General features: G+C 47.2%; 19 protein-coding genes, 1 other RNA gene and 1 pseudogene. 19 read left to right on the top strand and 2 right to left on the bottom strand.

What is annotated here, in order from left to right:
* The first annotated feature begins 7 nt into the window (after positions 1 to 7).
* The 9 genes from QWY22_RS11740 to QWY22_RS11700 all read left to right on the top strand — a co-directional run bounded on the left by QWY22_RS11740 (position 8) and on the right by QWY22_RS11700 (position 12,623).
* The gene (locus tag QWY22_RS11740) at positions 8 to 1,255 is read left to right on the top strand and encodes a ribonuclease H-like domain-containing protein (RefSeq protein ID WP_300981059.1); all 1,248 of its coding nucleotides are present in this window, start codon (positions 8 to 10) and stop codon (positions 1,253 to 1,255) included.
* 165 nt (positions 1,256 to 1,420) lie between these two features.
* Entirely contained in the window at positions 1,421 to 1,714 is a 294-nt protein-coding gene (gpsB, locus tag QWY22_RS11735) for a cell division regulator GpsB (RefSeq protein WP_300981057.1), read from the top strand.
* A gap of 48 nt (positions 1,715 to 1,762) precedes the next feature.
* An RNA gene (gene rnpB, locus QWY22_RS11730) (RNase P RNA component class B) lies at positions 1,763 to 2,140 on the top strand.
* Between the two features lie 143 nt (positions 2,141 to 2,283).
* Positions 2,284 to 3,420 (top strand): THUMP domain-containing class I SAM-dependent RNA methyltransferase, encoded by a 1,137-nt coding sequence (locus QWY22_RS11725; protein ID WP_300981056.1) that lies wholly within the window; start codon positions 2,284 to 2,286, stop codon positions 3,418 to 3,420.
* Between the two features lie 51 nt (positions 3,421 to 3,471).
* Positions 3,472 to 5,379: an ATP-dependent DNA helicase gene (locus QWY22_RS11720; protein ID WP_300981055.1), complete on the top strand. Its 1,908-nt coding sequence runs from the start codon at positions 3,472 to 3,474 to the stop codon at positions 5,377 to 5,379.
* A 55-nt stretch (positions 5,380 to 5,434) separates the two neighbouring features.
* Entirely contained in the window at positions 5,435 to 6,937 is a 1,503-nt protein-coding gene (locus QWY22_RS11715) for a carboxypeptidase M32 (RefSeq protein ID WP_300981053.1), read from the top strand.
* A gap of 219 nt (positions 6,938 to 7,156) precedes the next feature.
* A complete protein-coding gene (locus tag QWY22_RS11710) occupies positions 7,157 to 7,915 on the top strand; it encodes an SDR family NAD(P)-dependent oxidoreductase (protein WP_300981052.1) in 759 nt (252 codons plus the stop codon).
* Between the two features lie 190 nt (positions 7,916 to 8,105).
* The gene (locus tag QWY22_RS11705) at positions 8,106 to 11,687 is read left to right on the top strand and encodes a dynamin family protein (protein WP_300981050.1); all 3,582 of its coding nucleotides are present in this window, start codon (positions 8,106 to 8,108) and stop codon (positions 11,685 to 11,687) included.
* 3 nt (positions 11,688 to 11,690) lie between these two features.
* Positions 11,691 to 12,623 carry a sulfurtransferase gene (locus QWY22_RS11700; RefSeq protein ID WP_300981049.1) on the top strand — a complete coding sequence of 311 codons (933 nt, stop codon included), beginning with the start codon at positions 11,691 to 11,693 and terminating at the stop codon, positions 12,621 to 12,623.
* A 48-nt stretch (positions 12,624 to 12,671) separates the two neighbouring features.
* Here the strand turns inward: QWY22_RS11700 and QWY22_RS11695 are convergent, their stop codons facing one another.
* Positions 12,672 to 14,009 carry a hemolysin family protein gene (locus QWY22_RS11695; protein ID WP_036803099.1) on the bottom strand — a complete coding sequence of 446 codons (1,338 nt, stop codon included), beginning with the start codon at positions 14,007 to 14,009 and terminating at the stop codon, positions 12,672 to 12,674.
* Between the two features lie 181 nt (positions 14,010 to 14,190).
* Between QWY22_RS11695 and QWY22_RS11690 the strand changes: the two genes are divergently transcribed.
* Positions 14,191 to 15,756: an amidohydrolase gene (locus QWY22_RS11690; protein WP_300981048.1), complete on the top strand. Its 1,566-nt coding sequence runs from the start codon at positions 14,191 to 14,193 to the stop codon at positions 15,754 to 15,756.
* Positions 15,757 to 15,794: 38 nt separating this feature from the next.
* Positions 15,795 to 15,998: a hypothetical protein gene (locus tag QWY22_RS11685; RefSeq protein WP_053165799.1), complete on the top strand. Its 204-nt coding sequence runs from the start codon at positions 15,795 to 15,797 to the stop codon at positions 15,996 to 15,998.
* 54 nt (positions 15,999 to 16,052) lie between these two features.
* On the opposite strand, the gene QWY22_RS11680 is transcribed toward QWY22_RS11685, so the two are convergent.
* Positions 16,053 to 16,850 carry a TIGR00266 family protein gene (locus QWY22_RS11680; RefSeq protein ID WP_300981047.1) on the bottom strand — a complete coding sequence of 266 codons (798 nt, stop codon included), beginning with the start codon at positions 16,848 to 16,850 and terminating at the stop codon, positions 16,053 to 16,055.
* Between the two features lie 111 nt (positions 16,851 to 16,961).
* Here QWY22_RS11680 and QWY22_RS11675 point away from each other — a divergent pair, with 111 nt between their 5' ends.
* From QWY22_RS11675 to QWY22_RS11640, 8 genes and pseudogenes are all read left to right on the top strand, one after another.
* A complete protein-coding gene (locus QWY22_RS11675) occupies positions 16,962 to 17,699 on the top strand; it encodes a nucleotidyltransferase domain-containing protein (protein ID WP_300981046.1) in 738 nt (245 codons plus the stop codon).
* The gene (locus tag QWY22_RS11670) at positions 17,677 to 18,177 is read left to right on the top strand and encodes a cupin domain-containing protein (protein WP_300981045.1); all 501 of its coding nucleotides are present in this window, start codon (positions 17,677 to 17,679) and stop codon (positions 18,175 to 18,177) included. Before QWY22_RS11675 ends, QWY22_RS11670 begins: the two co-directional genes overlap by 23 nt.
* Before the next feature lie 70 nt (positions 18,178 to 18,247).
* Positions 18,248 to 18,499 (top strand): hypothetical protein, encoded by a 252-nt coding sequence (locus QWY22_RS11665; protein ID WP_300981044.1) that lies wholly within the window; start codon positions 18,248 to 18,250, stop codon positions 18,497 to 18,499.
* Positions 18,500 to 18,645: 146 nt separating this feature from the next.
* Positions 18,646 to 19,812, top strand: a pseudogene (locus QWY22_RS11660) (IS3 family transposase).
* A gap of 323 nt (positions 19,813 to 20,135) precedes the next feature.
* Positions 20,136 to 20,693: a YdhK family protein gene (locus QWY22_RS11655; RefSeq protein WP_300981043.1), complete on the top strand. Its 558-nt coding sequence runs from the start codon at positions 20,136 to 20,138 to the stop codon at positions 20,691 to 20,693.
* Positions 20,694 to 20,792: 99 nt separating this feature from the next.
* The gene (locus tag QWY22_RS11650; RefSeq protein ID WP_300981042.1) at positions 20,793 to 21,080 is read left to right on the top strand and encodes a metal-sensitive transcriptional regulator; all 288 of its coding nucleotides are present in this window, start codon (positions 20,793 to 20,795) and stop codon (positions 21,078 to 21,080) included.
* A gap of 57 nt (positions 21,081 to 21,137) precedes the next feature.
* Positions 21,138 to 21,341 (top strand): copper chaperone CopZ, encoded by a 204-nt coding sequence (gene copZ, locus QWY22_RS11645; RefSeq protein ID WP_436836760.1) that lies wholly within the window; start codon positions 21,138 to 21,140, stop codon positions 21,339 to 21,341.
* A 69-nt stretch (positions 21,342 to 21,410) separates the two neighbouring features.
* On the top strand, positions 21,411 to 23,828 hold the full coding sequence (locus tag QWY22_RS11640; protein ID WP_300981041.1) for a heavy metal translocating P-type ATPase: 2,418 nt from the start codon (positions 21,411 to 21,413) through the stop codon (positions 23,826 to 23,828).
* Positions 23,829 to 24,000 lie beyond the last annotated feature (172 nt).

Raw genomic sequence — 24,000 nt, 5'->3', positions numbered from 1 at the left:
AGGGCCGATGTCGTTTGAAAGCAAGTTATTGCAAATGAAAGGGATGCTGAAAAAACAGCCGGCCAAAAAGCAGGCGCCAAAAGCGGCGGAACGGCCGCTTTACGAAAAAGAATGGAGCAACATCGGTCTCGAGCTGAAAGAAAACAAATTCGGCTTTGTCTACGAAAAGAAAATCTGCTATCCCCTAACGCACCAGCACGGCAAAGTCGAGCTGGGCGAGTTGAACCGGGTACTGTCGGCCTGGGAACAAGTGCCTTTTGAGCATCCGTTCAAGTTGAAGCCGGGAACTCCGATTGTGTTTTTCGATACGGAGACGACCGGCTTGAGCGGAACAGGTGCGTATATTTTCCTGGTCGGCTTGTTGGTCCAAAAAGAGGACCATTTTGAAATGACTCAATACATTATGCCGGACCCTTCCCACGAAGCCGCTTTTCTTTACGAAACGGGTTTATGGTGGGACGAGGAGCCGATCATCTTTTCATATAACGGCAAAAGTTTTGACTGGCCGCAATTAATGTCGAGGTGGACGATGCATCGCCAAGTACTGCCGAAATTGCCGGTGCCGCTGCAAATCGACTTGTTCCATGGCACCAAGCGAATCTGGAAAAACGAACTGGAACGGATGAAGCTGAGCACGATCGAAGCGGAAAAACTGGGATTTGTCCGGGAAGGTGATGTGCCGGGCTATTTGATTCCGCCGATTTATCTGGATGCCGTGAAAAGCGGCTACCCCGATGGTCTGGCAAAAGTGCTGTTCCACAACGAATTGGACATCTTGTCGCTAGTTTCGCTGTACGTATTGTCGTCCGACTTGCTGCGGGAAGATCTGGTTTCCGAGACCAGCGGCGCGTACACCAATATCGGAAAATGGTATGCCGATTTAAAGCAGTTCGATCAAAGTGCCACATATTTGGAGCATGTTACACGAGAACGCGGCAGTTCTGCTGCCATGGCCCGTTATTTTTTGGCCATCCAGAAAAAACGGAGCGGCCAGTATGCCGAAGCAGTTCAGCTGTTTAAAGAGGCGGCGCCTCATTTGCGCGGCTCGGTGGAAGTCGAAGCTTGGATTCATGCAGCAAAATTATATGAACACCAGCTCGGTGATTTGGACAAAGCCATCACAATGGCGGGATTTGCAAAACAAGCGAGCGAACATACGAAAGTCCGGACTTCACTCGTGCTGGATATCCAAAAGCGGCTGTTCCGCCTTGATGAAAAAAAGCAGAAAAAACATGCCCAACTTGCCAAGAACTAAACACGAAAAATGTGCCATATGCTATAATTGGCGTTAGGAAGGGTTTTTTATCCCAGATTAACGGGCAGTATGGATTGCCTAACAAGTTCGAATGGTTCAGCGGGCAATTAGAGAGATAGGGAATCCTCACTAATTTCAGTTTTACCTGATGGAAGGACGATAAAAATGGACAATAAATACACAGCAAAAGACATCTTGGAAAGAGATTTTAAAACAGGAATGCGCGGTTACAACCAGGATGAAGTAGATCATTTCCTGGATGAAATCATTCAAGACTATGAAATCTTCACGAAAAAAATCGAGCAGCTCCAAAACGAAAACAAACGCCTGCGTGCGGAAATGGAAGAAGCACCGCGGAAACAGGCAGCACCGGTTCCAGGCACAACAAACTTCGATATTTTACGCCGTTTGTCGCATTTGGAAAACCATGTATTCGGCAACAAACTGAATAACAATTAAATCCGTTGAATTATTTGCGGGAATAGCGTATACTTGATAAGCCATTGGAAATTCTGGCAATCGCTCCGGCTCCTTGCCGGAGAGGAAAGTCCATGCTCACACGGACCTGCGATGGCCGTAGTGATCGCGCTTAGCGAAACAATAAGCTAAGGCAGCTTAACAGCTGACGGCGGGTAGAACGCCTAAGTCTTCGGATATGGCCGAAATACCCTGAAGGTGCCACAGTGACGGAGCTGCATAAGAAATTATGCAGGTGGAACGAGGTAAACCCCGCGAGTGAGAAACCCAAATTATGGTAGGGGCACTTTTCTGAAGGAATTGAACGGATGAAGAGGCAAGCTTTTGGCATGCAGATAGATGGTTGCCGTCCACTAGTACGAGGTGCAAGCCGTTTGAGTACGTGGAAACAAAACATGGCTTATAGAATTTCTCTTGGCTTTAAATTGCTATCAAAGGCTCTCCTCTCAGGAGAGCTTTTCTACTTATAATTGGAAAAACCTTAACTTGCCTTAAAAGGAACTTTTTTATATAAAAAATTGAAACAACTAGCAACAGGAAAGGGCGTCGTTATGACTAAATTTAAATTGCTCGCCACTGCTGCGATGGGCCTCGAGTCGATTGTAGCGGATGAAGTGAAAGAACTTGGATACGAAACACAAACAGAAAACGGCAAAGTGTTTTTCGAAGGAGACGAGCGTGACATTGCAAAAGCCAACCTTTGGCTGCGCACAGCGGACCGTGTGAAAATCATCGCTGGGGAGTTTAATGCGTATACGTTTGATGAATTGTTTGAACGCACAAAAGCGATTGAATGGGAGAAATTCCTTCCGGTTGATGCCAATTTCCCCGTGCAGGGAAAATCAGTAAAATCGAAATTGTACAGCGTGCCGGATTGCCAGTCGATTGTCAAAAAAGCGATTGTGGAACGCCTGAAAAAAGCATATCACCGAAACTCCTTCCTGGATGAATCGGGTGCCCGTTTTAAAATTGAAGTTTCCATTTTGAAAGACAAAGTTCAATTGTCGATCGATACTAGCGGCGCCGGCCTGCATAAACGCGGCTACCGCCTGGACCAAGGGGAAGCGCCGTTGAAAGAAACCTTAGCGGCCGCTTTGGTAAAACTATCCCGCTGGACGCCGGACCGGCCGTTTGTGGATCCGTTCTGCGGTTCCGGGACGATTCCGATTGAAGCGGCGATGATCGGCCAGAATATTGCACCGGGCTATAACCGTGATTTCGATGCAGAAGAATGGCCATGGATGAAACAGCAGATTTGGGACGATGTACGGGCTGAAGCAGAGGAATTGGCGAATTACGACCAGCCTTTGAATATCCTCGGTACGGATATCGACCACCGCATGGTGAAAATTGCACAAGAAAACGCACGGGAAGCCGGGTTTGCAGATTTGATCCAATTTCAGCAGCGCCAGATGAAAGACTTTGTGACGCATGAAGAAAACGGCGTCGTTGTCGGTAACCCGCCATACGGAGAGCGCATCGGCGAAGTGGAAGTCATAGAACAAATGATTAGCGATATGGGGCGCATTTTCTCCAAACATCCGACATGGTCGATCTACATCTTGTCGTCCATGGAGAAGTTTGAAACGATCTATGGCCAGCCAGCCACGAAAAAACGAAAATTATTCAACGGTTTCATTCGCACAGATTTGTTCCAATTCTGGGGAGAACGGCCAAAAAATAAATGACTCGAGAACGGAAGAGCGAGAAGCTCTTCCGTTTCTCTGTGAGGAGGACTTATGAGACAGCCTATACCATTTCCGTTAGATAAAGAAAAAACTTTTTTTGAGTCGCTGAACGATTGGATTGGGGATATCTTTTACGACGAACTGCCCGAAAAGGGATTTGATTTGCGGGATGAGCAAATTTTCATGGCTTTTCAGATTGAACAGGCGCTAAAAGAAAAGTCGGTGCTGTTTGCGGAAGCAGGCGTCGGCACAGGGAAAACCTTGGCATATTTATTGCCGGCGATTGCCTATGCCCGCTACACGGGAAAGCCGGCTTTGATTTCCTGCGCTGATGAAACCTTGATTGAGCAGCTGGTGAAAAAAGGCGGCGATATCGACCGCTTAAACGACCTCTTTGATTTGAAACTGGATGTCCGATTGGCCAAATCGCGCGACCAGTATCTTTGCCTGCAGCGCTTTGAAGGGGCTCAGAAACGGCTTGATGCGGATTTCCTTTATGATATTGAAGACAGCCTGCCGGAATTCGTCAACAAAACCTTCTCCATGCAAAATACCTATCCATATGGTGAACGTTCCAGCTACCCTGAAGTGACGGACGAAGAATGGCAGCAAGTGAATTACCACCCCATCCAGAACTGCCAGGCATGTGAACTGCGCAATAAATGCGGCCAGACGATTCACCGCAACCATTACCGCAAAGCAACAGACTTGGTGATCTGTTCGCACGACTTTTTGATGGAGCATATTTGGACAAAAGAAACGCGCATCCGTGAAGGGCAGACGCCTTTGCTTCCGGATTACTCGCTTGCGGTATTGGACGAAGGGCATCTGCTGGAATTTGCGGCTCAACGCGCCTTGACGTACGAAGTACAGGAAATGACATTATTGCACGTAACCGAACGCGTCATGGTTGACGGTGTACGCGAGAAAACTTTGGGCTTGATCGAGCAGGTAATCGACTTGCACAATGAGTTTTTCCGTGAACTCCGCAAAAGCACCATCGCTTCTGATGAAGACCGTAAAGGCATCCGAAAAACCGATGAGCTGTTGTTGATCGGCCGGGAAACGGTGCGGAAAATTGACGATTTGCTGGAGGAATTTGTTTTTGAAGGCGAATTGTACACCATTCCGGAATACGATCTAAAACTTGCAGAAGAATATTTCGACCTGTATACCTTTGCCATGAAACTGTTTGTCGAAGAAGGCGATGCCATCAACTGGCTGGAAGTGAAGGATGAGATTGAAACTTTGGTCATCATGCCACGCCTTGTGACCGATATTTTGGATGAAAAATTCTTTGACGGCAAAGTGCCGATCATCTTTTCATCGGCTACTTTATCTGTCCAAAAAGATTTCACTTATATTGCGGACAGCTTAGGCATTGACGATTTCCAATCGTTCTCTGTTCCGTCTCCGTTCGACTACGAAGATGTGATGAAAGTGTTCAAGCACCCGATCGAGCAGCAAGACAAATTCGGCCGTGTCTATGATTTGTTCTCAACCGGCGACCAGACGCTCGTGTTGTTCAAATCAAAAATGGATATGGACAATTTCAAGCGTTCGCTGCCGCTGGACCACCAATACACCATTGGATTTGAAGGCGACCGCGAGTTGTCGACGGTCGTAAAAGAATTCCAGGAAGGCAAATTCCAAGTGCTGTGCTCGTACCACTTATGGGAAGGACTGGATCTGCCTGGCGAAGCGTTGACAAAAGTCATCATCGTCGATTTGCCGTTTCCGCCGAAAGATCCGGTCTTTGAAGCGAAGCGCAAATTCAGTGCCAATCCGCTGGAGGAAATCGACTTGCCGTTTATGCAGCTGCGGATTCAGCAAGGCATCGGCCGCTTGATTCGGACTTCCAACGATTACGGAGAAATTCACTTGTTGCTGAATGAAGAGGAACTGGTGATTGAGCATCTTTGGGGCCAGATTTTGCCGGTCCCTGCAGAAAACTTTTAATCCCTCTAAAGACTTATGCTACAATGGGCTTAAAGTCTGTTTTGGAGGGATTTACATGACATTGGAACAACAATTCACCGAGCACGTCGGCAAGATGCGCGCTTATCAGGAAGCACTTTCATTATTGTATTGGGATCTTCGCACCGGAGCGCCGAAAAAAGGCATCGATTTGCGTTCAGAAACGATCGGAACCTTGTCGTCGGAGTTGTTTGCACTGTCGACTTCGGACACATTCGGCGAGCTGCTCACGTCATTGGAAGCGGAGAAAGACGGCATGGATGTGGTGGTTCGCCGTTCCGTCGAAGAAGCCCGCAAAGAATACGATTTAAGCAAGAAAATTCCACCAGAAGAATACCGGGAATTTGTTGTGCTGCAGTCCAAAGCAGAATCTGTCTGGGAAGATGCCAAAGCTGCAAGTGATTTCTCCATGTTCGAGCCTTATTTGGAAAAATTGGTCTCAACGACGAAGAAAATGATCGGCTATTGGGGCGAGAAGAACGGCAGTGCTTACAACACGCTACTGGATCAATACGAACCCGGCATGACGACGGAAATCCTGGATGAAGTTTTTGGCACTCTGCGTGGACGCATCATTGCCCTTGTCCAAAAAATTGCCGATTCGGAGCACAAGCCGGAAACCGGTTTTTTGTTCGGCCATTTCCCAAAAGAAGCCCAGCGTGATTTCAGCTTCCAAATTCTTGAGCAATTGGGCTATGACTTTGAAGCGGGCCGTTTGGATGAAACGGTTCATCCGTTCATGACCACCATCAACCGGCACGATATCCGGGTGACGACAAAATACGACGAAAAAGATTTCCGCACCGCCGTATTCGGCACCATCCACGAATGCGGACATGCGCTATACGAACAGAACCTCAGTGAAAAATTGTCCGGCTTGCCGGTAGAGACCGGTTCTTCCATGGGGATCCACGAATCGCAGTCGCTGTTTTTCGAAAACTTTGTTGGACGCAACGACAAGTTCTGGAGCAACAACTTCGGTTTGCTGAAAGAATATGCTGCAGGCCAGTTTGAGGGTGTGGATGTAGCCGATTACTGGCGCGCCATCAACGAGTCGAAGCCATCGCTCATCCGCATTGAAGCGGACGAACTGACATATGCGCTTCACATCATGATCCGCTACGAACTGGAAAAAGGCTTGTTCAACGGCGATATTGCTGTGAAAGACCTGCCGCAGCTTTGGAACGATAAATACGAAGAGTATTTGGGAATCCGCCCGTCAAATGACGCAGAAGGCGTGCTGCAGGATGTCCACTGGGCAGGCGCAAGTTTCGGCTATTTCCCTTCCTATGCACTCGGTTATATGTATGCGGCTCAATTCAAAAATGCCATGCTGAAAGATTTGCCGAATTACGATGAATTGCTGGAAGCCGGAAACGTTGCGCCGATCCGTGAATGGCTGACCGAAAAGGTTCACCAGCACGGCGCTGTAAAAAAACCGCTCGAAATCCTGCAGGATGCAACCGGTGAAGGCTTGAACGCCGACCATCTGGCGGGCTATTTGGAAGAGAAGTATTCCAAAATCTATCAATTGAATTAAACTGGAAAGGCGATAAAAGCTAAGTGCTTTTATCGCCTTTTTTATGCTGTGGTCTAAGTGGGAAGCTGCGTGATAGCCAGCTTATGCCCAACTTTGATTCGCATGCGCCCAAGCTCAGTCTTTTTCGCCCTGCTTTCTTTGAAATATGCCCAACTCGAGAAAATCCAGCACCAATTGACTGCCAATTTTGATTATAATAAAAGAAGGAGGGGATACTTAATGTTGAAATCTTTTAGTCTCGAAGGCAAAACGGCGATTGTTACCGGAGCAGGTAAAGGGATCGGCAAGGCAATCGCGTTGGCAGTTGCGGAAGCGGGAGCGAATGTCATGCTTGTCGCCCGCACCGAAAGCGATTTAGTGGAAGTGCAAAAAGAAATCGGCAACAGCCGGACGTCTTACACTGTTGCGGATATTACTGCGAGAGAGCAAATTCAAAACGTGGTGGAAAAAACGGTCGAACAATTCGGTGCGATTGACATCCTGGTCAATAACGCCGGCATGAACATTCGCTCGTCGCTGATGGATGCCACAGACAGCGAGTGGCATAAAATCATGGACACGAATGCGCATAGCGTGTTCATGTTCTCGCAGGAAGTAGCGAAGAAGATGGACGGCGGCGGTTCGATTGTCAACATCAGTTCAGTCGGCGGGGAGCGCGCGCTGAAAACGGGAGTCGTCTATGCGGCGTCCAAAGCGGCGATCATCCAGATGACAAAAGTGATGGCGATGGAGTGGGGGCCGAAGAATATCCGTGTCAATGCCATCGGCCCTTGGTATTTCAGAACGCCGCTGACAGAGAAGCTATTGAATGACCAAGAGTATTTGGATTCCATCCTGGCGGTCACGCCGATGAAGCGGGTTGGTGAATTGCCGGAAGTGGCGACGCCGGTCGTCTTTTTGGCTTCTGATGCGGCAAGCTATATTACCGGGCAAACTTTGTTTGTGGACGGCGGCATGGCCATTCACGGTTTTTCCTGAAAGCAATAGAGGGACTGGCTTCTATGAAAACGCAGGACAATTATAATGTTCCTGTTTCAGTCTCTCCCTCTCTCCGCTAGCTTCGCTGCAAAGGATTTGTTCCAAATTATTTTTGGGACAAATCCTTTTTTATATTCGGGCATAAAAAATGATATGATAGTAGCAGTATTTGATGAAGGAGTTTTGCAACATGACGGCATTAGAACATAAAGAAGGTTTAATCGAGACGGCAAGGCTGTACCAAATTTTTGAGGAAAACGAAGATACCGAACGGGCTGCAAAAGCAGAACTGTTCGCCAAAAAAATCTTGAAAAACAATTTCATCATTGGATTCGCCGGCCATTTTTCTTCCGGAAAATCTTCCATGATCAATGCATTGACCGGAGAAACACTGCTGCCATCGAGCCCGATTCCGACAAGCGCCAATATTGTCAATGTCCATAAAGCGGATGCCGATTTTGCCATTGTGAATTTGAAAGACCAAAAACCGGTTTACTTTCCGGAAAACTACGATTTTGAAGCGGTCAAAGCGTTTTGCAAAAGCGGTGAAGTGACACAGATCGACATTGGCCATAAAGAATCGGTGCTGCCGGAAGGGATTACGGTGATGGACACGCCAGGCGTCGATTCGACGGATGATGCCCACCGGATGTCCACAGAGTCAGCGCTTCATGTTGCGGATATGGTGTTTTACGTCATGGACTATAATCATGTCCAGTCTGAACTGAATTTCAATTTTACGAAAGAACTGCAAAAATACACAGAGCTGTACTTGATCGTTAATCAAATTGACAAACACCAGGACAGCGAATTGTCTTTTTCTGATTTCCGCCAATCGGTCCAGGATTCGTTTGCGGCTTGGGGCGTTGTCCCGAAAGGCATCTTTTTCACGTCCCTGAAAGACTTCAGCCATCCCGGAAACGATTTTGAACAAGTAAAAGGCCTGGTTTCTTCCGTTATGGAAGGCTGGCAAGGCCATGCAGGAGCCGCCGCAGAATCAGCGCTCCAGCAATTAAAAGACGAACATCTGCAATTTCTGGAAAATGAGAAAATGGAACGCCTGCAGGCTTTTTCATCTGTCTTAACAGAAGAAGAATGGGCAATGCGCGAAGAGCTGAAGCAAGAAAGTGAATCGGTGTCCAAACGCTTATCTGTCATGGATTACGAAGATTGGAAATTAAGTTTCGAGAAAAACCGAAAGCAGTTGCTGGAAAACTCGAATATCATGCCTTATGAATTGCGCAACGCATTGACCAATTACTTGGAGTCGGTGCAGCCGAATTTTAAAGTGGGGCTTTTGTTCAGTGCTAAAAAAACGCAGGAAGAACGGGAAGTACGGAAAACAGAAGTGAAGGACCGCTTGTCCGTTGTGGTGGCTTCTCAAATCACCGCTCATTTAAAGAAATTGATGAAGACTTCCCTGAAAGATGCGGGAAAATTAACCGACACAGAATCGCTTGCCATAGATGAAATGGTATTCGATGTGCCCATGTCACTTGTAGAAGACCAAGTGCCGCGGGGAGCTTCCAATACAGCGGATGCTGTGCTGAACTTTGCAAACAGCATCTCAACGGCTGTCCAAAGATGGTTTATCCGGGAAACTGAAGCCTGGAAAAATGCACAGGAAGAAAAATTCAACAGCCTCTCTGACGATGTGGCAACAGAAATGGACATGAAAGCAGAAGGGTTAAACCAGAAGTTGCTGGCAATCCGCACACTCGAGGAAATGGATGAACTTACCGAGAAAGTGAAAAGAGCCTTTTCCGCGATGCTGCCCAAACAAAAACAAGCGGCAGAAGAACGCGTCCAAAAGTGGAACGAAAGCTTCCAGCTTGATGTAGAAGATATGGTGGAATTTGATCCAAGCATGCTTGAACCGCAGAAAGCTGTACAGTCTGAAGCGCGTGGACTGGCTGACGTGCCGGCATATGCAGAGTTTGATGAACAGGCTGTAGTGGAGCGGGCAAAAGGGACAGCAAACATGCTCGAGCCGATTAAAGGATTTGCCGAAACGGCTGAGTACTTGAAGCGCAAAGCGGCAAGACTCGAAAACCAGGAATTTACGATTGCCTTATTCGGGGCATTCAGCGCCGGGAAATCGTCATTTTCCAATGCGTTAATGGGCGAAACGGTGTTGCCGGTTTCCCCAAATCCGACAACGGCGACAATCAACCGGATCCGTCCTGTCAGCAAAGACCATCCGCATGAAACTGCGGATGTCCGGCTAAAAACCGTCTCGCAAATGACAGAAGACGTCCAAAATTCATTTCAGGTGCTTGGCATTGCCGTCAGCTCACTGGAAGAGGCTTATGACAAATCGGCCAACCTGCCGGTAAACGAAGAAACCGAGCAGCAAGTGCACAAATCGTTCATTAACGCCTTCCGAAAAGGCTATCCGCATTTTAAAAATGAACTCGGCAAAACGATTCGGACGGACCGGGAAGAATTCGGGTTATACGTAGCAAAAGAAGAACGAAGCTGCTTTGTCGACGAAATCGATTTCTACTACGATTGTGAACTGACGCGCAGCGGCGTGACGCTTGTCGATACACCGGGAGCGGATTCCATCAATGCGCGCCATACGAATGTTGCGTTCGAATACATCCGGAATGCCGATGCGATTTTGTTTATCACGTATTACAATCACGCGTTCGCCCGTGCTGACCGGGAATTTTTGATTCAACTCGGCCGGGTGAAGGATGCCTTCGAAATGGACAAAATGTTCTTTGTCGTCAACGCGATCGATTTGGCGAACAACGAACAGGAAAAAGAGGCGGTCGTCCAATATGTGCAGGATGAATTGCTGCGCTTTGGCATCCGTTTCCCAAGATTGTACGGCGTTTCAAGTTTAATGGCGCTTCGTGACCGCGAAACCTCCGGTATGCCGGAATTTGAAACGGCGTTTCAGCACTTTTTGAAAGATGAATTGAAAGGGATGGCCGTCCAGTCGCTTGCAGAAGAAGAGCAAAAAACGGTTGACCGGTTCCGCGCGCTGATTGCGCAGACCGAGAGGAACTTGCTGCGCAAAGACGAACGGCTGGAAGAACTGAAGCGGCTTGAACAGCAGCTGCGCATTCTGTTCAGTACATCGCCGGCGGCCATCTTGTCCCGAGAGGCTTTGCAAGAACTCGACGAATTGCTGTATTATGTGAATCAGCGGGTGTTCTACCGCTTTAATGACTTCTTTAAAGAAGCATTCAATCCTTCGGTCTTTTCAAATAAGCCGGCGCAGCAAGCGCTTGATACGGCGCTGCAGGAAATTGCAGATATGACCGCATTTGATTTCCAGCAGGAACTGCGTGTGACGAACTTCCGGTTATCGCAGTTTATCGAGAAAAAGATTGCGGCGCGTTTTAAAGAAGATACCGCCAAATTGCGCGAGATGAATCCTGATTTCTCATTCACGCCTTATGAAGTGGAAGAAACAGCAGCGGTTGAAGTGGACCGGCCATTTACCGGCAGCGATTATTCGTCGGTAAAATCTTATTATAAAAACAACCGAAGCTTTTTCGAGAAAAACGAAAAAGAAAAACTTCGTGACGCTTTGCAGGCTTTAATGGAGCCGGATGCTTTAAAGTATTTGGACAAGGAAAAAGCGGAACTCGGCGAATGGGCGGACACTTGGGTCGACCAGGAAGCAGAAGGCCTTCGCCAGCATATTTTAAGACAGGCTGTAGATCAAATTGAATCCGAGCGTACACTGCTTCAACAAGAAGAAAAACTGAAGGAATGGAAAAACCTGTTTTCTAATCTGATCGCTGAAAGGGTGTAAGCAATGACAGTTTTTATTAAAACAACGGATACAGAGAAATACAGATGGATTGATGCGAGGTTCGATTTGCAGCATCCGGAAACGGGGCGTGAGAAATATGCGCAACAACATGTGGAAGGCGCGATCCACTGGGATTTAAACAATGACCTCTCAGATATGGCATCGAATGCAGGGCGCCATCCCATGCCTTCAAAAGAACAAGTGGCCGAACTGATCAAAAAGAGCGGGCTGGCGCCGGAAGACGAGGTTGTCGTCTATGACCAGGGCGGCACCGCTTTTGCTGCCCGCGCGTGGTGGCTGTTGAAATATGCCGGATTTAAAAAGGTTTATATCAGCAAACTTGGCTTTGAAGCATTGAAAAAACAAGGGATTCGCGTTTCAAATGAACTACCTGAATATCCACCGAGCAATCCGGAATTGAAGTTTAATGAGTCGATTTATGCGGACCAGGAGGATGTCAAAAATATTATTGACGGCAAAGAACTTGGGGTTTTGGTGGATGCCCGCTCTCCCAAACGCTTTGCCGGCATTGAAGAACCAATTGATCCGGTAGCGGGGCGTATTCCAGGAGCCCACAACTTCGATCTGGAACAATTGGTCAAAAACAAGCAGTTTATCGAAGATGCTGATTTTTCGTCTGTCCTGCACAAAAACGAACCGGCAGTTGTATACTGCGGAAGCGGCGTTTCAGCAGCCGGATTGTATGCCGTACTTGCCGAAAAGGGCCACGAATCGCTCCGCTTGTATACCGGCAGCTTTTCCGACTGGATTCGAAATGAAGACAATGTAGTGGAAATCGACACCGCCGATATGCCCGAACCGTCAGACGATGACTCAAAAGATATATTGGCACGCCTCATTGAAGAAGGCTACTCCGGTGAAATGCTGATGAAAAAATTCGAATACGAGAAGTCGTTGATCGATAAAAAGGAATAGCAAACTCAAACACCCCCTACTTTTTCAAGTAGGGGGTGTTTTGCGTCTTTATTCAGCAATTTCAAGATCGTCTTGAGTTTTTTCAATCGCTTCTTTCCGGCTCAACAGGACAGTGATGATTTGGTGATTTTCCATTTCTTTCACTGTCACGGTATGATTCGGCATGTCGATTGATTCGCCTTCGTGGATGTCGATGTTCTTCAGCTGGACCCATCCGCCAATTGTATCGACGTCTTCGCTGTCATCAAAAGTGATGGCAAACCGATCTTCGAGATCGGATAACAGGACGCGGCCGTTGAGCAGATAATTGAAAGTGTCCAAGGCTTTGATTTCATCGCGTTCGTCATCATCAAATTCATCGCGGATTTCACCGACGATTTCTTCGAGAATGTCTTCCATCGTAATAACGCCGGAAGTGCCTCCGTATTCATCGATGACGATGGCCATGTGGACCCGTTCTTTCTGCATGGTCCGTAAAACATCTTGGATAGGCGCTGCCTCCATAACAAAAGGAATGTCATGGACCGCAAGGCTTTCTCGCAAGTCTTCCGTGAAGGTGTAATTAGTCAGCATTTCTTTTACATTGATAAACCCAATAATATTGTCTTTGTCTCCGTTCTCCGTAATTGGATAACGGGTATATTCGTGTTCGCGCACAATTTCCATCAGATCGTTATGCGTCATTTCAAGTGAAATGGACTCCATTTGAGTGCGCGGGATCATGATGTCTTTAGCACAGCGTTCATCAAACGAAAAGATGTTCTGCATATACGATAGTTCGGTTTGGTTGATTTCACCGCTTTGATAACTTTGCGTCATGATGATTTTCAGCTCTTCCTCTGAATGGGCCTGTTCATGGTCTGCGGGTTCAATGCCGAACATGCGGAGCAAGAGCCGGGCAGAACCATTCATTAACCAAATGAACGGGTTCATGATTTTGCCGAAAAGAATCAGTGGGCCAGACAGGAACAACGCCATTTTCTCAGCGTACTGAATAGCCAAAGTTTTCGGTGCCAGTTCGCCGAGAACCACATGGAAATACGTAATGGCAACAAAGGCGATGGTGAACGAAAGAATGGATGCAGTTGGATCACCGACACCAAAACTGTCCAGCAGCGGGTGCAGCATGCGTTCGACTGTCGGTTCACCAAGCCAACCAAGTCCGAGCGCTGTTACCGTAATGCCGAGTTGGCATGCCGATAAGTAATAATCCAGGTTATCCGAAATTTTCTTCGTCTTAATCGCGTTTTTGCTGCCTTCCGAAATCAGCTGATCGATGCGGGATGTCCGCACACGGATGATCGAGAATTCAGATCCGACAAACAAAGCGGTTAAAGCAATTAACAAAACTACCAAAAACAAATTCAATATGAGTATACTGTCCAATTGGTCCCTCCGGCTTGGAGGGTTCACCTCTGCTTTCAAAAAATGTAATTTTATTATAGCATAAATGCGCCTTGTATAGTTATTAAGGCGCTTGGATATAAATAAACTGAATGGATGAGCATTAGTAGTTGTATCGGGAGAAAAATGGATTTATCATTATATTTAGAAAAGGAGTGACAGCATGAAGACGTTATGGCACGGGGGAACGATTTACACAATGGCAGCAGAAGGGGAAACCGTTGAAGCAGTTTTGGTTTCAGACGGTAAAATAGAGAAAATCGGTACATACGAGGAGCTTGGCAAACTTGCAGAACACGAAGTGGATCTGCAGGGGAAAGTGCTTTATCCGGGGTTTGTCGACAGCCATATGCACATGATCGGACACGGCGAAAAATTATTGCGCGTGGATCTCTCGAAAATCGAATCCTCGGAAGAAATGAAAAACGAATTGATCCGCTCTACAGAAAACCTGTTAGAAGGGGAATGGTATATCGGCGAAGGATGGAATGAAAACAATTTTCCGGACCGCAAAATTTTCCACCGGACGGAATTGGATGAAATCAGCCAATCGCCGATGATGCTGAAGCGGGTCTGCCGCCATGCAGTGTTGGCCAATTCAAGCGCTTTGGCTCTTGCCGGCATCACAAAAGATACACCGGATCCAGACGGCGGCGTCATCGTCCGCGACAATGACGGTGAACCGACCGGCTATTTACTGGATGCCGCACAGGATCTTGTCTCAAGCCAAGTCCCGGAAGCGAGCATCATCTACTTGACCAACGCATTGAAAACGTCCGTGGAAGATTTGCTGTCGCTTGGCCTGACCGGTGCACATACGGAAGACATGGGCTATTACGGGGATTACTCGCGGCCGTTGCAGGCGTTTAAAAACGTGATTGGAGAAGACCTTAAATTCCGGGCGCATTTGCTTCGCGCCCATAGCGTATTTGAGAAAATGATGGAAGGTGCCGAATACAAAGAGCCGTTTATCGACCCAGGCGCGATGAAGATTTTTGCTGATGGGTCCATCGGCGGAAAAACGGCATTGCTCAGCAAGCCGTATAACGACGATCCGTCGACAAGCGGTGTCGCGATCCATTCCGATGATGAACTAAAAGAGCTGGTCGCAATGGCGCGCCGCCACGGCGAAGCAGTGGCGATTCATGTAATTGGCGATTTGGCGTTGGAAAAAGCACTGGATGCCGTTGAAGCCCATCCGGTTCCGGCAGGCAAAAGAGACCGCTTTATCCATGCCATGGTAGTCCGTGAAGATTTAGTGGAACGCATGCAGAAAATTGATGTGGCACTGGATTTGCAGCCAAGCTTTACCACTTCCGATTTTCCATGGGTTGTTGAACGGCTGGGCGAAGACCGGATCCGCTGGTCATACGCCTGGAAAAGCTTGTTGGAAAGCGGCTTGATCTGCGCTGGCGGATCGGATGCACCGATAGAGGAAGTGGATCCGCTTCAAGGCATCTACGCTGCGGTTGCCCGTAAAAAAGCATCTGATACACACGAAGGCTATATGCCGCACGAGAAACTAAGCCGCTATGAAGCCATTCAGCTTTACACAAGCGGAAGTGCTGCAGCCATTTGCAAAGAACACGAACGCGGACAGATCCAGGAAGGCTTTGATGCGGACTTCTCCGTTTTTGACCGCGACTTATTTGAAGGTCCGGAAGAGCAGATTTTAGAAGCTCAAGTGGAAATGACCGTGGTGGACGGGGAAATCATGTACCAAAAATAACAAATTACTGAGGTTAAAAAAAAGAGGAGGGTGAATACATGCCAGCTGTACCAACTGAGATTTTGGATAAACTGGAACACGCCGAACGGTCAGGCATCAACATGACCAGCCCGAAAGCAGTGGTAGACCATATGCTCGCCCAAGGCGAAAAAGAAGCGATTCTGTTTTTCTACAAGCCGAATAGCCTGGAATTCGATTTCGATAAATTCAACGGGGCTGTAGAAGAAATGCGCAATCGATAATATAAAAAGACTCGGAGCCGATTGTGGCTCCGAGTCTTTCTATATGCAAAAGGTTTATTTTCCGCCCAGCAAATCGAACAAGCCGCCGGCAACGCTGCCTTCGCCCTGGCTGCGGCCGGCAGGATTTTGTGGAGCCGCCGCAAAGACACGGCTCGCAAGCCGGCTGAATGGCAAGGACTGAATCCAAACGCTTCCCGGTCCGCGAAGTGTCGCAAAGAACAGCCCTTCACCGCCAAAAAGTGCGGTTTTAACGCCTGAAACCATTTCGATATTATAGTCTACGTCCGCGGTCATCGCCACAAGGCATCCCGTATCTACGCGCAGCACTTCGCCTTTTTGCAGGTTTTTGCGGTAAAGTGTTCCACCCGCATGGACAAATGCCATCCCGTCGCCTTCGAGCTTCTGCATGATAAACCCTTCACCGCCGAAAAAGCCAGTGCCAAGCTTCCGCTGGAATTCCACGCCGATCGATACGCCTTTAGCGGCTGCCAGGAACGCATCTTTTTGGCAAATGATCTTGCCGCCAAGCGTACTTAAATCCATCGGTATGATTTTTCCAGGATATGGGGAGGCAAACGATACATGGCGTTTGCCGGTGCCTTGGTTAGTGAACGTCGTCATAAACAAACTTTCGCCGGTAATGACGCGTTTGCCGGCACTCATCAATTTGCCCATGATGCCGGAGCCGCCGCCTTTTGATCCATCGCCAAATATGGTTTCCATGACAATGCCGTCTTCCATCATCATCAATGCGCCCGCTTCCGCAATAACGGTTTCGTTCGGATCCAGCTCCACTTCCACAAATTGAAGGTCGTCTCCGTGCAATTTAAAATCGATTTCGTGGTTATTCATTTATACTCCTCCTAGTGATGTCTTTTCTGCTATATAATGAATACGATATGAGTTTGTGAAAAGTTTCAAAATATATGCAAAGTAGCTGTCACATAAAAAAGGGGTGGGAAAATGAACGGAGATGCAACGAAAACAGCAAGAGAATTGGTAGCCAAGCGATTTCCGGATTGCGAAACAGCATTGCTCGCTGGCAGCGTGGTTAGAGGAGAAGCGACCTCTACTTCAGATTTAGATTTAATAGTCATAGATAATAATATTATGTCGTCTTATAGGGAGTCTTTCATTGAAAAGGGATGGCCGGTGGAGCTTTTCGTCCATAATTCTAGTTCTTATCAGGAGTATTTTAAAAGCGATTGTGAGCGGGGACAGCCTTCTTTGCCTAATATGGTGGCAGAAAGCATCGTTCTAACAGGCCACCAGGAAGCAGAACACATAAAAAAAGAAGCACGCAAGCTATTGGCTAAAGGCCCAGCCTGTTGGACGCCAAAAGAGGCCGAGGTGAAACGCTATTTTTTGACAGATGCACTCGATGACTTTATCGGTACCAATAATCGGACAGAAGAGCTCTTTATCGCCAATGCCTTGGCCGAGCAGCTGGGAGAGTTTGTGCTGCGGATAAATGGGCAATGGACCGGCACTTCCAAATGGCTGGTTCGTTCCATAAAACGATACGATAAAGAATTCGCCGATCAATTTTTGGCTGCATTTGAACGCTATTACAGCGCAAGGGAAAAAGAAGCGGTCATCCAATTAGCTGAAGCTGTTCTTCATACATATGGCGGCAGGCTCTTTGATGGCTTCGCTCAAGGGAAAGAAGGGAATTTGGATGAACGCAGACTACTGGATTGAACAGTTAGGGATGGAGCCGCATCCGGAAGGCGGTTTTTACAAAAGGACTTTTGAATCGAATGAAATGATCGTCACGGAAAGCCATTCTGAACAAAGGCGCCTGTATACGAGTATTTATTTTTTGCTGCGCTCGGAAGATATTTCCCATTTCCACCGCTTAAAATCGGATGAGCTTTGGTATTTTCATGGCGGCAGTGCCTTGTCTGTCCATATTATTGATGAAAGTGGAAGATACCGTGTGGAGAAGTTGGGGCTAGACATCGCAAATGGAGAAAAGCCGCAAGTCCTGGTGGCAAAAGGCAGCATTTTCGGCTCTACCATTGAAAGGGAAGATGCTTATTCACTCGTCGGCTGCATGGTGGCACCCGGTTTCGATTTCGCCGATTTTGAATTGTTTACCCAAAACGACCTGCTGGCCCAGTTTCCAGCACACGAAGGGATCATCAGAAAACTGGTATACAACAAGCTTCCAGAGTAAATGGCCGGTATCGAATTGACGTGAAGCATGTTAAACTAGAAAAAATAGGCATAAAGGGTGAGGGGAAGTTATGGGGACTATATTATCGCTTTTAATTGTGGCCGTGGCATTCTTTACGGCATTTGCTTTAAAGAAATTTTATGACAAGCCGTACATCGTTAATTTTTCATTGGCTGTGATGCTGCTGCTGATTGTGGTGCGCACACTTTTGCTCCAGCCGATCAATACGCTCGGTTACACAGCTATTGCGCTTTGCTCGATTGCGTTCATTTTCCAGGCGGTACTGGGAGTAAAGAATTTGAAAATGCAAGAACAGGTCTGATTGTAAGAAGCGAAAAAGAAGCTGGTGCAGCGAAAAAGCCCGTAATGTGCAAAAGCACATTAGACTAACATAATTAAATGGGACAATATAAAACACCTTCGAGATGGTACACTTTTAACAAGTACACAAATCGGAGGTGTTTTTGCATGGGCAAAAACGTATATTCTAGCGAAATTAAATGGGCTGTTGTAAAAGATAAGATGAATGGGGAGTTAACCAACAAGGAGATTATGGAGAAGTATGGGATTAAAAACTATTCCCAAATTAAGACCTGGATGAGATGGTATCGGAATAATGAAATTCATCGTTTTGACCAGCCAATTGGCAAGCAATATAGCTTTGGACACGGACCGGAATTCGCCAGTGAAGTGGAAAAGAAAGATCGCCAAAATGCGCATTTGAAAATGGAGAATGACATCTTAAAAAAGTATTTGGAGATCAAAAAGGAGTTGGAAAACAAGTAGTTCTTCAACTTGTGGAGACCTACCGCAAGAAGTATACCGTCACGGTGATTCTTTCTGCATGAGGTGTGCCACGTTCCACCTATTACCGGTGGATGGCCGACGGCCCTACCAGTGAAATGACACAAGTAGAGAAAGATATTATCGCGATATGTAAGAAAACGAAATACCGCTTTGGCCATCGGAAAATCAAGAAACTACTCCAAAAAGACTACAAGACCACCAGACATCGCAATACCGTTCAGCGCATCATGCAAAAACACAACCTGCAATGCCGGGTGAAGAAGAAACGGAAATGGAAATCACAGGGGGAATCGGTCATTGTGGCACCGAACCGGTTGGAACGGAATTTTACTGCCGCTGCCCCTAACGAGAAATGGGTGACGGATATTACCTATATCCAATACGGAAGTTCGACGCTTTACTTGTCGACAATCATGGACCTATACAACAACGAAATCGTTGCGTACAAGCTCTACGACCATCAGCAGACACCGCTCGTTATCGATACATTGAAGGAAGCGCTGAAACTGCGGAGCTATCCCGAGGGGATTTATCATCCATTCCGATCAAGGCAGCGTCTACACGTCGTCTGCCTATCAAAATTTGATTCAGGAGAAACACGCCGTGAGCAGCATGTCGCGGCGCGGAAACTGTTGGGATAACGCAGTGATTGAATCGTTCCATTCGAATATCAAGTCGGAAGAATTTCAATACGTCAAATTCAATTCGTTGAACAACTTTCAAGTCGTCGAGAAAGTAAACGAATATATGCGCTACTACAACGAAGACCGGATTCTCGAAAAATTAGGCTACCTGGCACCCAAGGGATTTGGGGCGCAAGCAGCCTAATAAAGGTGTTTTATATGTGTCTCAAATCGCTATGTCAGTCTAAATTGCGGGCTTTTTTGTTTTAAGAGAAGCTGTAGGCGTCCGCGTAGAAGTTAAGGGCTTTACTAGAGAGTATTTCTTCTTCGGATATCTCCAAAATCATTAAAGGCAACTTATCTTTGGAAAAGAAAAACAAAACACTTTACATACAGTAGGGGGGTATAGTATATTGAGTGTGCAGAAGAAGTTAAGTGAATCCTTTAAATCAAATACAGCTGTCGGTCGACTTTAGTGCCCAAAAGCTTGTGGACAGAATGAATATTTAAAGTAAGGAGCGGATTGCAATGAACTTAAAACAAATAATGCCGGTCTTATGGATGGTAGCCCTTGCAGTCTTTTTGGCGGCTTGTTCCGGTGCTGAGGAGGAAGATCCCCATGCTGCGATGGATCACGGAGCGATGGAAGATATGGACCATTCAAGTTCAGGCGAATTGCCGAACGGATTGGAAAAAGCTGAAAATCCAGCATTTGAAGTTGGTAGCAAGGCTGTGATGAAGTCAGATCATATGGCAGGCATGAATGGGGCTGTAGCCACTATTGCAGGAGCGTTTGATACGACAGCTTATGCAGTTTCCTATACACCGACTTCCGGCGGCAAAAAAGTGAGCGACCATAAATGGGTAATTCACGAGGAACTCCGGAATGCGGAAGCTAAGCCGCACCAACCGGGAGAAAAAGTGGTGCTGGAAGCCGATCATATGAACGGGATGGAAGGTGCGGAAGCCGTCATTGACTCTGCCGAACAAACGACTGTCTATATGGTGGACTTTTCATCTAAAACAGACGGGCAAGCAGTAAAAAACCATAAATGGGTCACTGAAAGTGAATTGTCTTCGAAGTAGGTGCGAAAGCCGGGCGGAAACTTGGAACAAGTATTTTGATAAGTGCTGACTTCTTTGTTATAATACAGGTATAGGGTATATTTACAAGGGGGCCGAGAAATGGAAAACATGGTAAAAACCACAGTGCAGCCCAATAAGCAGCAGCTTTTAAACCGTTTAAAACGGATTGAAGGGCAAGTAAGAGGCGTCCATCAAATGGTGGAGAACGACCGTTACTGCGTAGACATCCTTCATCAAGTAAGCGCCATTCAATCAGCGATGAACAAAGTATCTCTAGCATTGCTTGAAGACCACACCCATCATTGCGTTTCCAAAGCGATCAAGGAAAACAAAGGCGAAGAAGCGATCAATGAATTGATGGATGTCATGAAAACCATGACGAAGTAAAGACGTATGATACGATTAAGGCAAGAACATAAAACAAAATCCTAGGAGGCAAAAATAATGAATGAAACATTGAAAGTCCAAGGCATGTCATGTGCCCATTGCGTGAATACAGTTGAATCGAGCGTCGGAGAACTTCAAGGAGTATCGTCTGTAAAAGTGGATTTGGGCAAAGGCGAAGTCAGCGTAGCTTATGACAACAGCAAAACTTCGTTGAACCAAATTCAGGAAACGATTGAAGACCAAGGATACGACGTCGTATAAGAGTGCTGTTGAGCACTCTTATCTTTTAACGAAAATATACCCCTGGGTAGTATGAGAGGAGGATGCCGAATGACTACTGAAGTTAAAGAAGCCAATTTTCAAATCACCGGCATGACCTGTGCAGCGTGCGCCACACGCATAGAAAAAGGCATCAGCAAAATGGAAGGGGTCGAGCAGGCAAACGTCAACTTGGCCCTCGAGAAATCGTCGATCCAATACGATCCATCCAAATTGAATGAAGCCGACTTTGAAAAGAAAATCGAAGCACTTGGATACGGAGTCGTTAAACAAAAAGCGGAATTTGACATTACGGGCATGACTTGTGCGGCGTGTGCGACCCGCATCGAAAAAGGACTCAATAAATTACAAGGTGTGGGGACTGCCAACGTCAACTTGGCGCTGGAGAAAGCGACAATCGAATTTAATCCTACTGAAGTAACGGCAGCCGATATTATTGCCAAAGTGGAAAAACTGGGCTACGGTGCACACCAGCAGCAAGAGGAACAAGAGTATGTGGATTACCGGGAAAAAGCAATCCAGGACCAAAAACGGAAATTCATCTTTTCGGCTATTTTGTCGCTGCCATTGCTGTGGACAATGCTTGGCCACTTTTCATTCACCTCGTTCCTTTATGTACCGGAAATTTTAATGAACCCCTGGTTCCAGATGCTGTTGGCAACGCCGGTTCAGTTTATCATCGGGAAACAGTTTTATGTAGGCGCCTATAAAGCGCTACGGAACGGCAGTGCCAATATGGACGTATTGGTCGTTATGGGAACGTCCGCCGCGTATTTTTACAGCGTCTACCAAGCAATTGTGCACGCAGGTTCTCCGCATGCAGCACATTTGTATTTTGAAACCAGTGCCGTTTTGATTACATTGATCATCTTAGGTAAATTGTTTGAAGCAAAAGCAAAAGGCCGGTCTTCTGAAGCCATCAAAAAACTGATGGGCCTTCAGGCAAAAACGGCAACAGTCATACGCAACGGTATCGAACAAGAATTGCTGTTGGAAGAAGTCGTCATCGGCGATGCCATTCTGGTGAAACCGGGAGAAAAAATTCCGGTGGACGGAGAAGTGGTGGAAGGAGCGACAGCCGTTGATGAATCGATGCTGACGGGCGAGAGTCTGCCGGTCGATAAAGCGGCGGGAGATCCTTTGTACGGCTCCACCATCAACAGCAACGGCTTTATCCAGATGAAGGCGACAAAAGTCGGGCGTGACACAGCGCTTGCGCAAATTATTAAAGTTGTGGAAGATGCGCAAGGGACAAAAGCGCCGATCCAGCGAATGGCCGATAAAATATCCGGCATCTTCGTTCCGATTGTCGTCGGGATAGCGGTTCTTACCTTCCTGGTTTGGTACCTTTTAGTGGACCCGGGCAACTTTACGCCGGCGCTTGAAGTGCTGATAGCGGTACTGGTTATTGCCTGTCCGTGTGCGCTCGGTTTGGCAACACCGACTTCCATCATGGCGGGATCCGGCCGGGCAGCGGAAATGGGTGTATTGTTCAAAGGCGGCGAGCATTTGGAACAGACGCAAAGCATCGACACGGTAGTGGTCGATAAAACGGGTACCGTCACCCACGGCAAACCGGAGTTGACGGATGTGTTGCTGGCAAAAGGACAAGATGAGACGAGATTTTTATCGCTCATCGGTGCAGCCGAAAAGCAATCGGAACATCCGTTGGCGCAAGCAATCGTCCAAGGAATTCAAGCGAAAGGCATTGAACTTGGCCATGTCCAATATTTCGAAGCAGTTCCGGGCTACGGCATCCAGGCGACCGTGTCTGGCCAAGGCGTCCTTGTGGGCACCCGGAAATTGATGCAGCAATATGGCATCGATACTTCTGCCGTTCTCTCTGAAATGGAAAGATTGGAAAGCGACGGCAAAACGGCGATGCTAGCTGCTGTCAACGGTGAGTATGCTGGACTGGTTGCGGTCGCAGATACCATTAAAGATACTTCACGGGCAGCTATAGCGCGCCTTCAGAAAATGGGAATCCACGTCATCATGATGACCGGAGACAACGAGCGGACTGCAAAAGCAATCGGCAAAGAAGTCGGCGTCGATGCGGTCATTGCCGAAGTGCTTCCGGAAGGAAAAGCGGAAGAAGTGAAAAAACTGCAGCTGGAAGGCAAGAAAGTGGCAATGGTCGGAGATGGCATCAATGATGCACCGGCGCTGGCGACGGCCGATATCGGCATGGCTATCGGCACTGGAACAGATGTGGCAATGGAAGCGGCAGACATCACGCTGATCCGCGGTGATTTGAACAGCATCGCTGAAGCGATCCTTATGAGCCGAAAAACAATGCGCAACATCAAGCAAAACTTGTTCTGGGCATTCGCCTACAATACAGTGGGCATTCCGATTGCCGCCATCGGCTTGCTGGCGCCTTGGGTAGCGGGAGCGGCCATGGCATTCAGTTCGGTTTCCGTCGTTTTAAATTCACTGCGCCTGCAGCGCGTAAAATTAGAAAAATAATGCACAAGTAAGCCCTTAGGAAAGCAAAAGAGCTCAAGTAAGCCCAAGCTGTTCAGCTTGAATCGGAAAAACGAAGTTAAGATCCAACAGACCGTTAATTAAATTTTTAATTAGCGGTCTGTTTTTATTTATTTCAAAAAGCTACAAGCATTTTCTGTCTTTTTAGTCATTC

This window comes from Planococcus liqunii (assembly GCF_030413595.1).
In the GTDB taxonomy this organism is placed as follows: domain Bacteria; phylum Bacillota; class Bacilli; order Bacillales_A; family Planococcaceae; genus Planococcus; species Planococcus liqunii.
The sequence above is the reverse complement of the archived record's forward strand: the minus strand, read 5'-3'. Positions and strand labels throughout refer to the sequence as shown.

Excerpts from the sequence above, each read along its gene's own strand:
- QWY22_RS11740 (WP_300981059.1), top strand. The coding sequence starts at position 8 with ATGTCGTTTGAAAGCAAGTTATTGCAAATGAAAGGGATGCTGAAAAAA.
- gpsB (WP_300981057.1), top strand. The coding sequence starts at position 1,421 with ATGGACAATAAATACACAGCAAAAGACATCTTGGAAAGAGATTTTAAA.
- QWY22_RS11725 (WP_300981056.1), top strand. The coding sequence starts at position 2,284 with ATGACTAAATTTAAATTGCTCGCCACTGCTGCGATGGGCCTCGAGTCG.
- QWY22_RS11720 (WP_300981055.1), top strand. The coding sequence starts at position 3,472 with ATGAGACAGCCTATACCATTTCCGTTAGATAAAGAAAAAACTTTTTTT.
- QWY22_RS11715 (WP_300981053.1), top strand. The coding sequence starts at position 5,435 with ATGACATTGGAACAACAATTCACCGAGCACGTCGGCAAGATGCGCGCT.
- QWY22_RS11710 (WP_300981052.1), top strand. The coding sequence starts at position 7,157 with ATGTTGAAATCTTTTAGTCTCGAAGGCAAAACGGCGATTGTTACCGGA.
- QWY22_RS11705 (WP_300981050.1), top strand. The coding sequence starts at position 8,106 with ATGACGGCATTAGAACATAAAGAAGGTTTAATCGAGACGGCAAGGCTG.
- QWY22_RS11700 (WP_300981049.1), top strand. The coding sequence starts at position 11,691 with ATGACAGTTTTTATTAAAACAACGGATACAGAGAAATACAGATGGATT.
- QWY22_RS11690 (WP_300981048.1), top strand. The coding sequence starts at position 14,191 with ATGAAGACGTTATGGCACGGGGGAACGATTTACACAATGGCAGCAGAA.
- QWY22_RS11685 (WP_053165799.1), top strand. The coding sequence starts at position 15,795 with ATGCCAGCTGTACCAACTGAGATTTTGGATAAACTGGAACACGCCGAA.
- QWY22_RS11680 (WP_300981047.1), bottom strand. The coding sequence starts at position 16,850 with ATGAATAACCACGAAATCGATTTTAAATTGCACGGAGACGACCTTCAA.
- QWY22_RS11675 (WP_300981046.1), top strand. The coding sequence starts at position 16,962 with ATGAACGGAGATGCAACGAAAACAGCAAGAGAATTGGTAGCCAAGCGA.
- QWY22_RS11670 (WP_300981045.1), top strand. The coding sequence starts at position 17,677 with ATGAACGCAGACTACTGGATTGAACAGTTAGGGATGGAGCCGCATCCG.
- QWY22_RS11665 (WP_300981044.1), top strand. The coding sequence starts at position 18,248 with ATGGGGACTATATTATCGCTTTTAATTGTGGCCGTGGCATTCTTTACG.
- QWY22_RS11655 (WP_300981043.1), top strand. The coding sequence starts at position 20,136 with ATGAACTTAAAACAAATAATGCCGGTCTTATGGATGGTAGCCCTTGCA.
- QWY22_RS11650 (WP_300981042.1), top strand. The coding sequence starts at position 20,793 with ATGGAAAACATGGTAAAAACCACAGTGCAGCCCAATAAGCAGCAGCTT.
- copZ (WP_436836760.1), top strand. The coding sequence starts at position 21,138 with ATGAATGAAACATTGAAAGTCCAAGGCATGTCATGTGCCCATTGCGTG.
- QWY22_RS11640 (WP_300981041.1), top strand. The coding sequence starts at position 21,411 with ATGACTACTGAAGTTAAAGAAGCCAATTTTCAAATCACCGGCATGACC.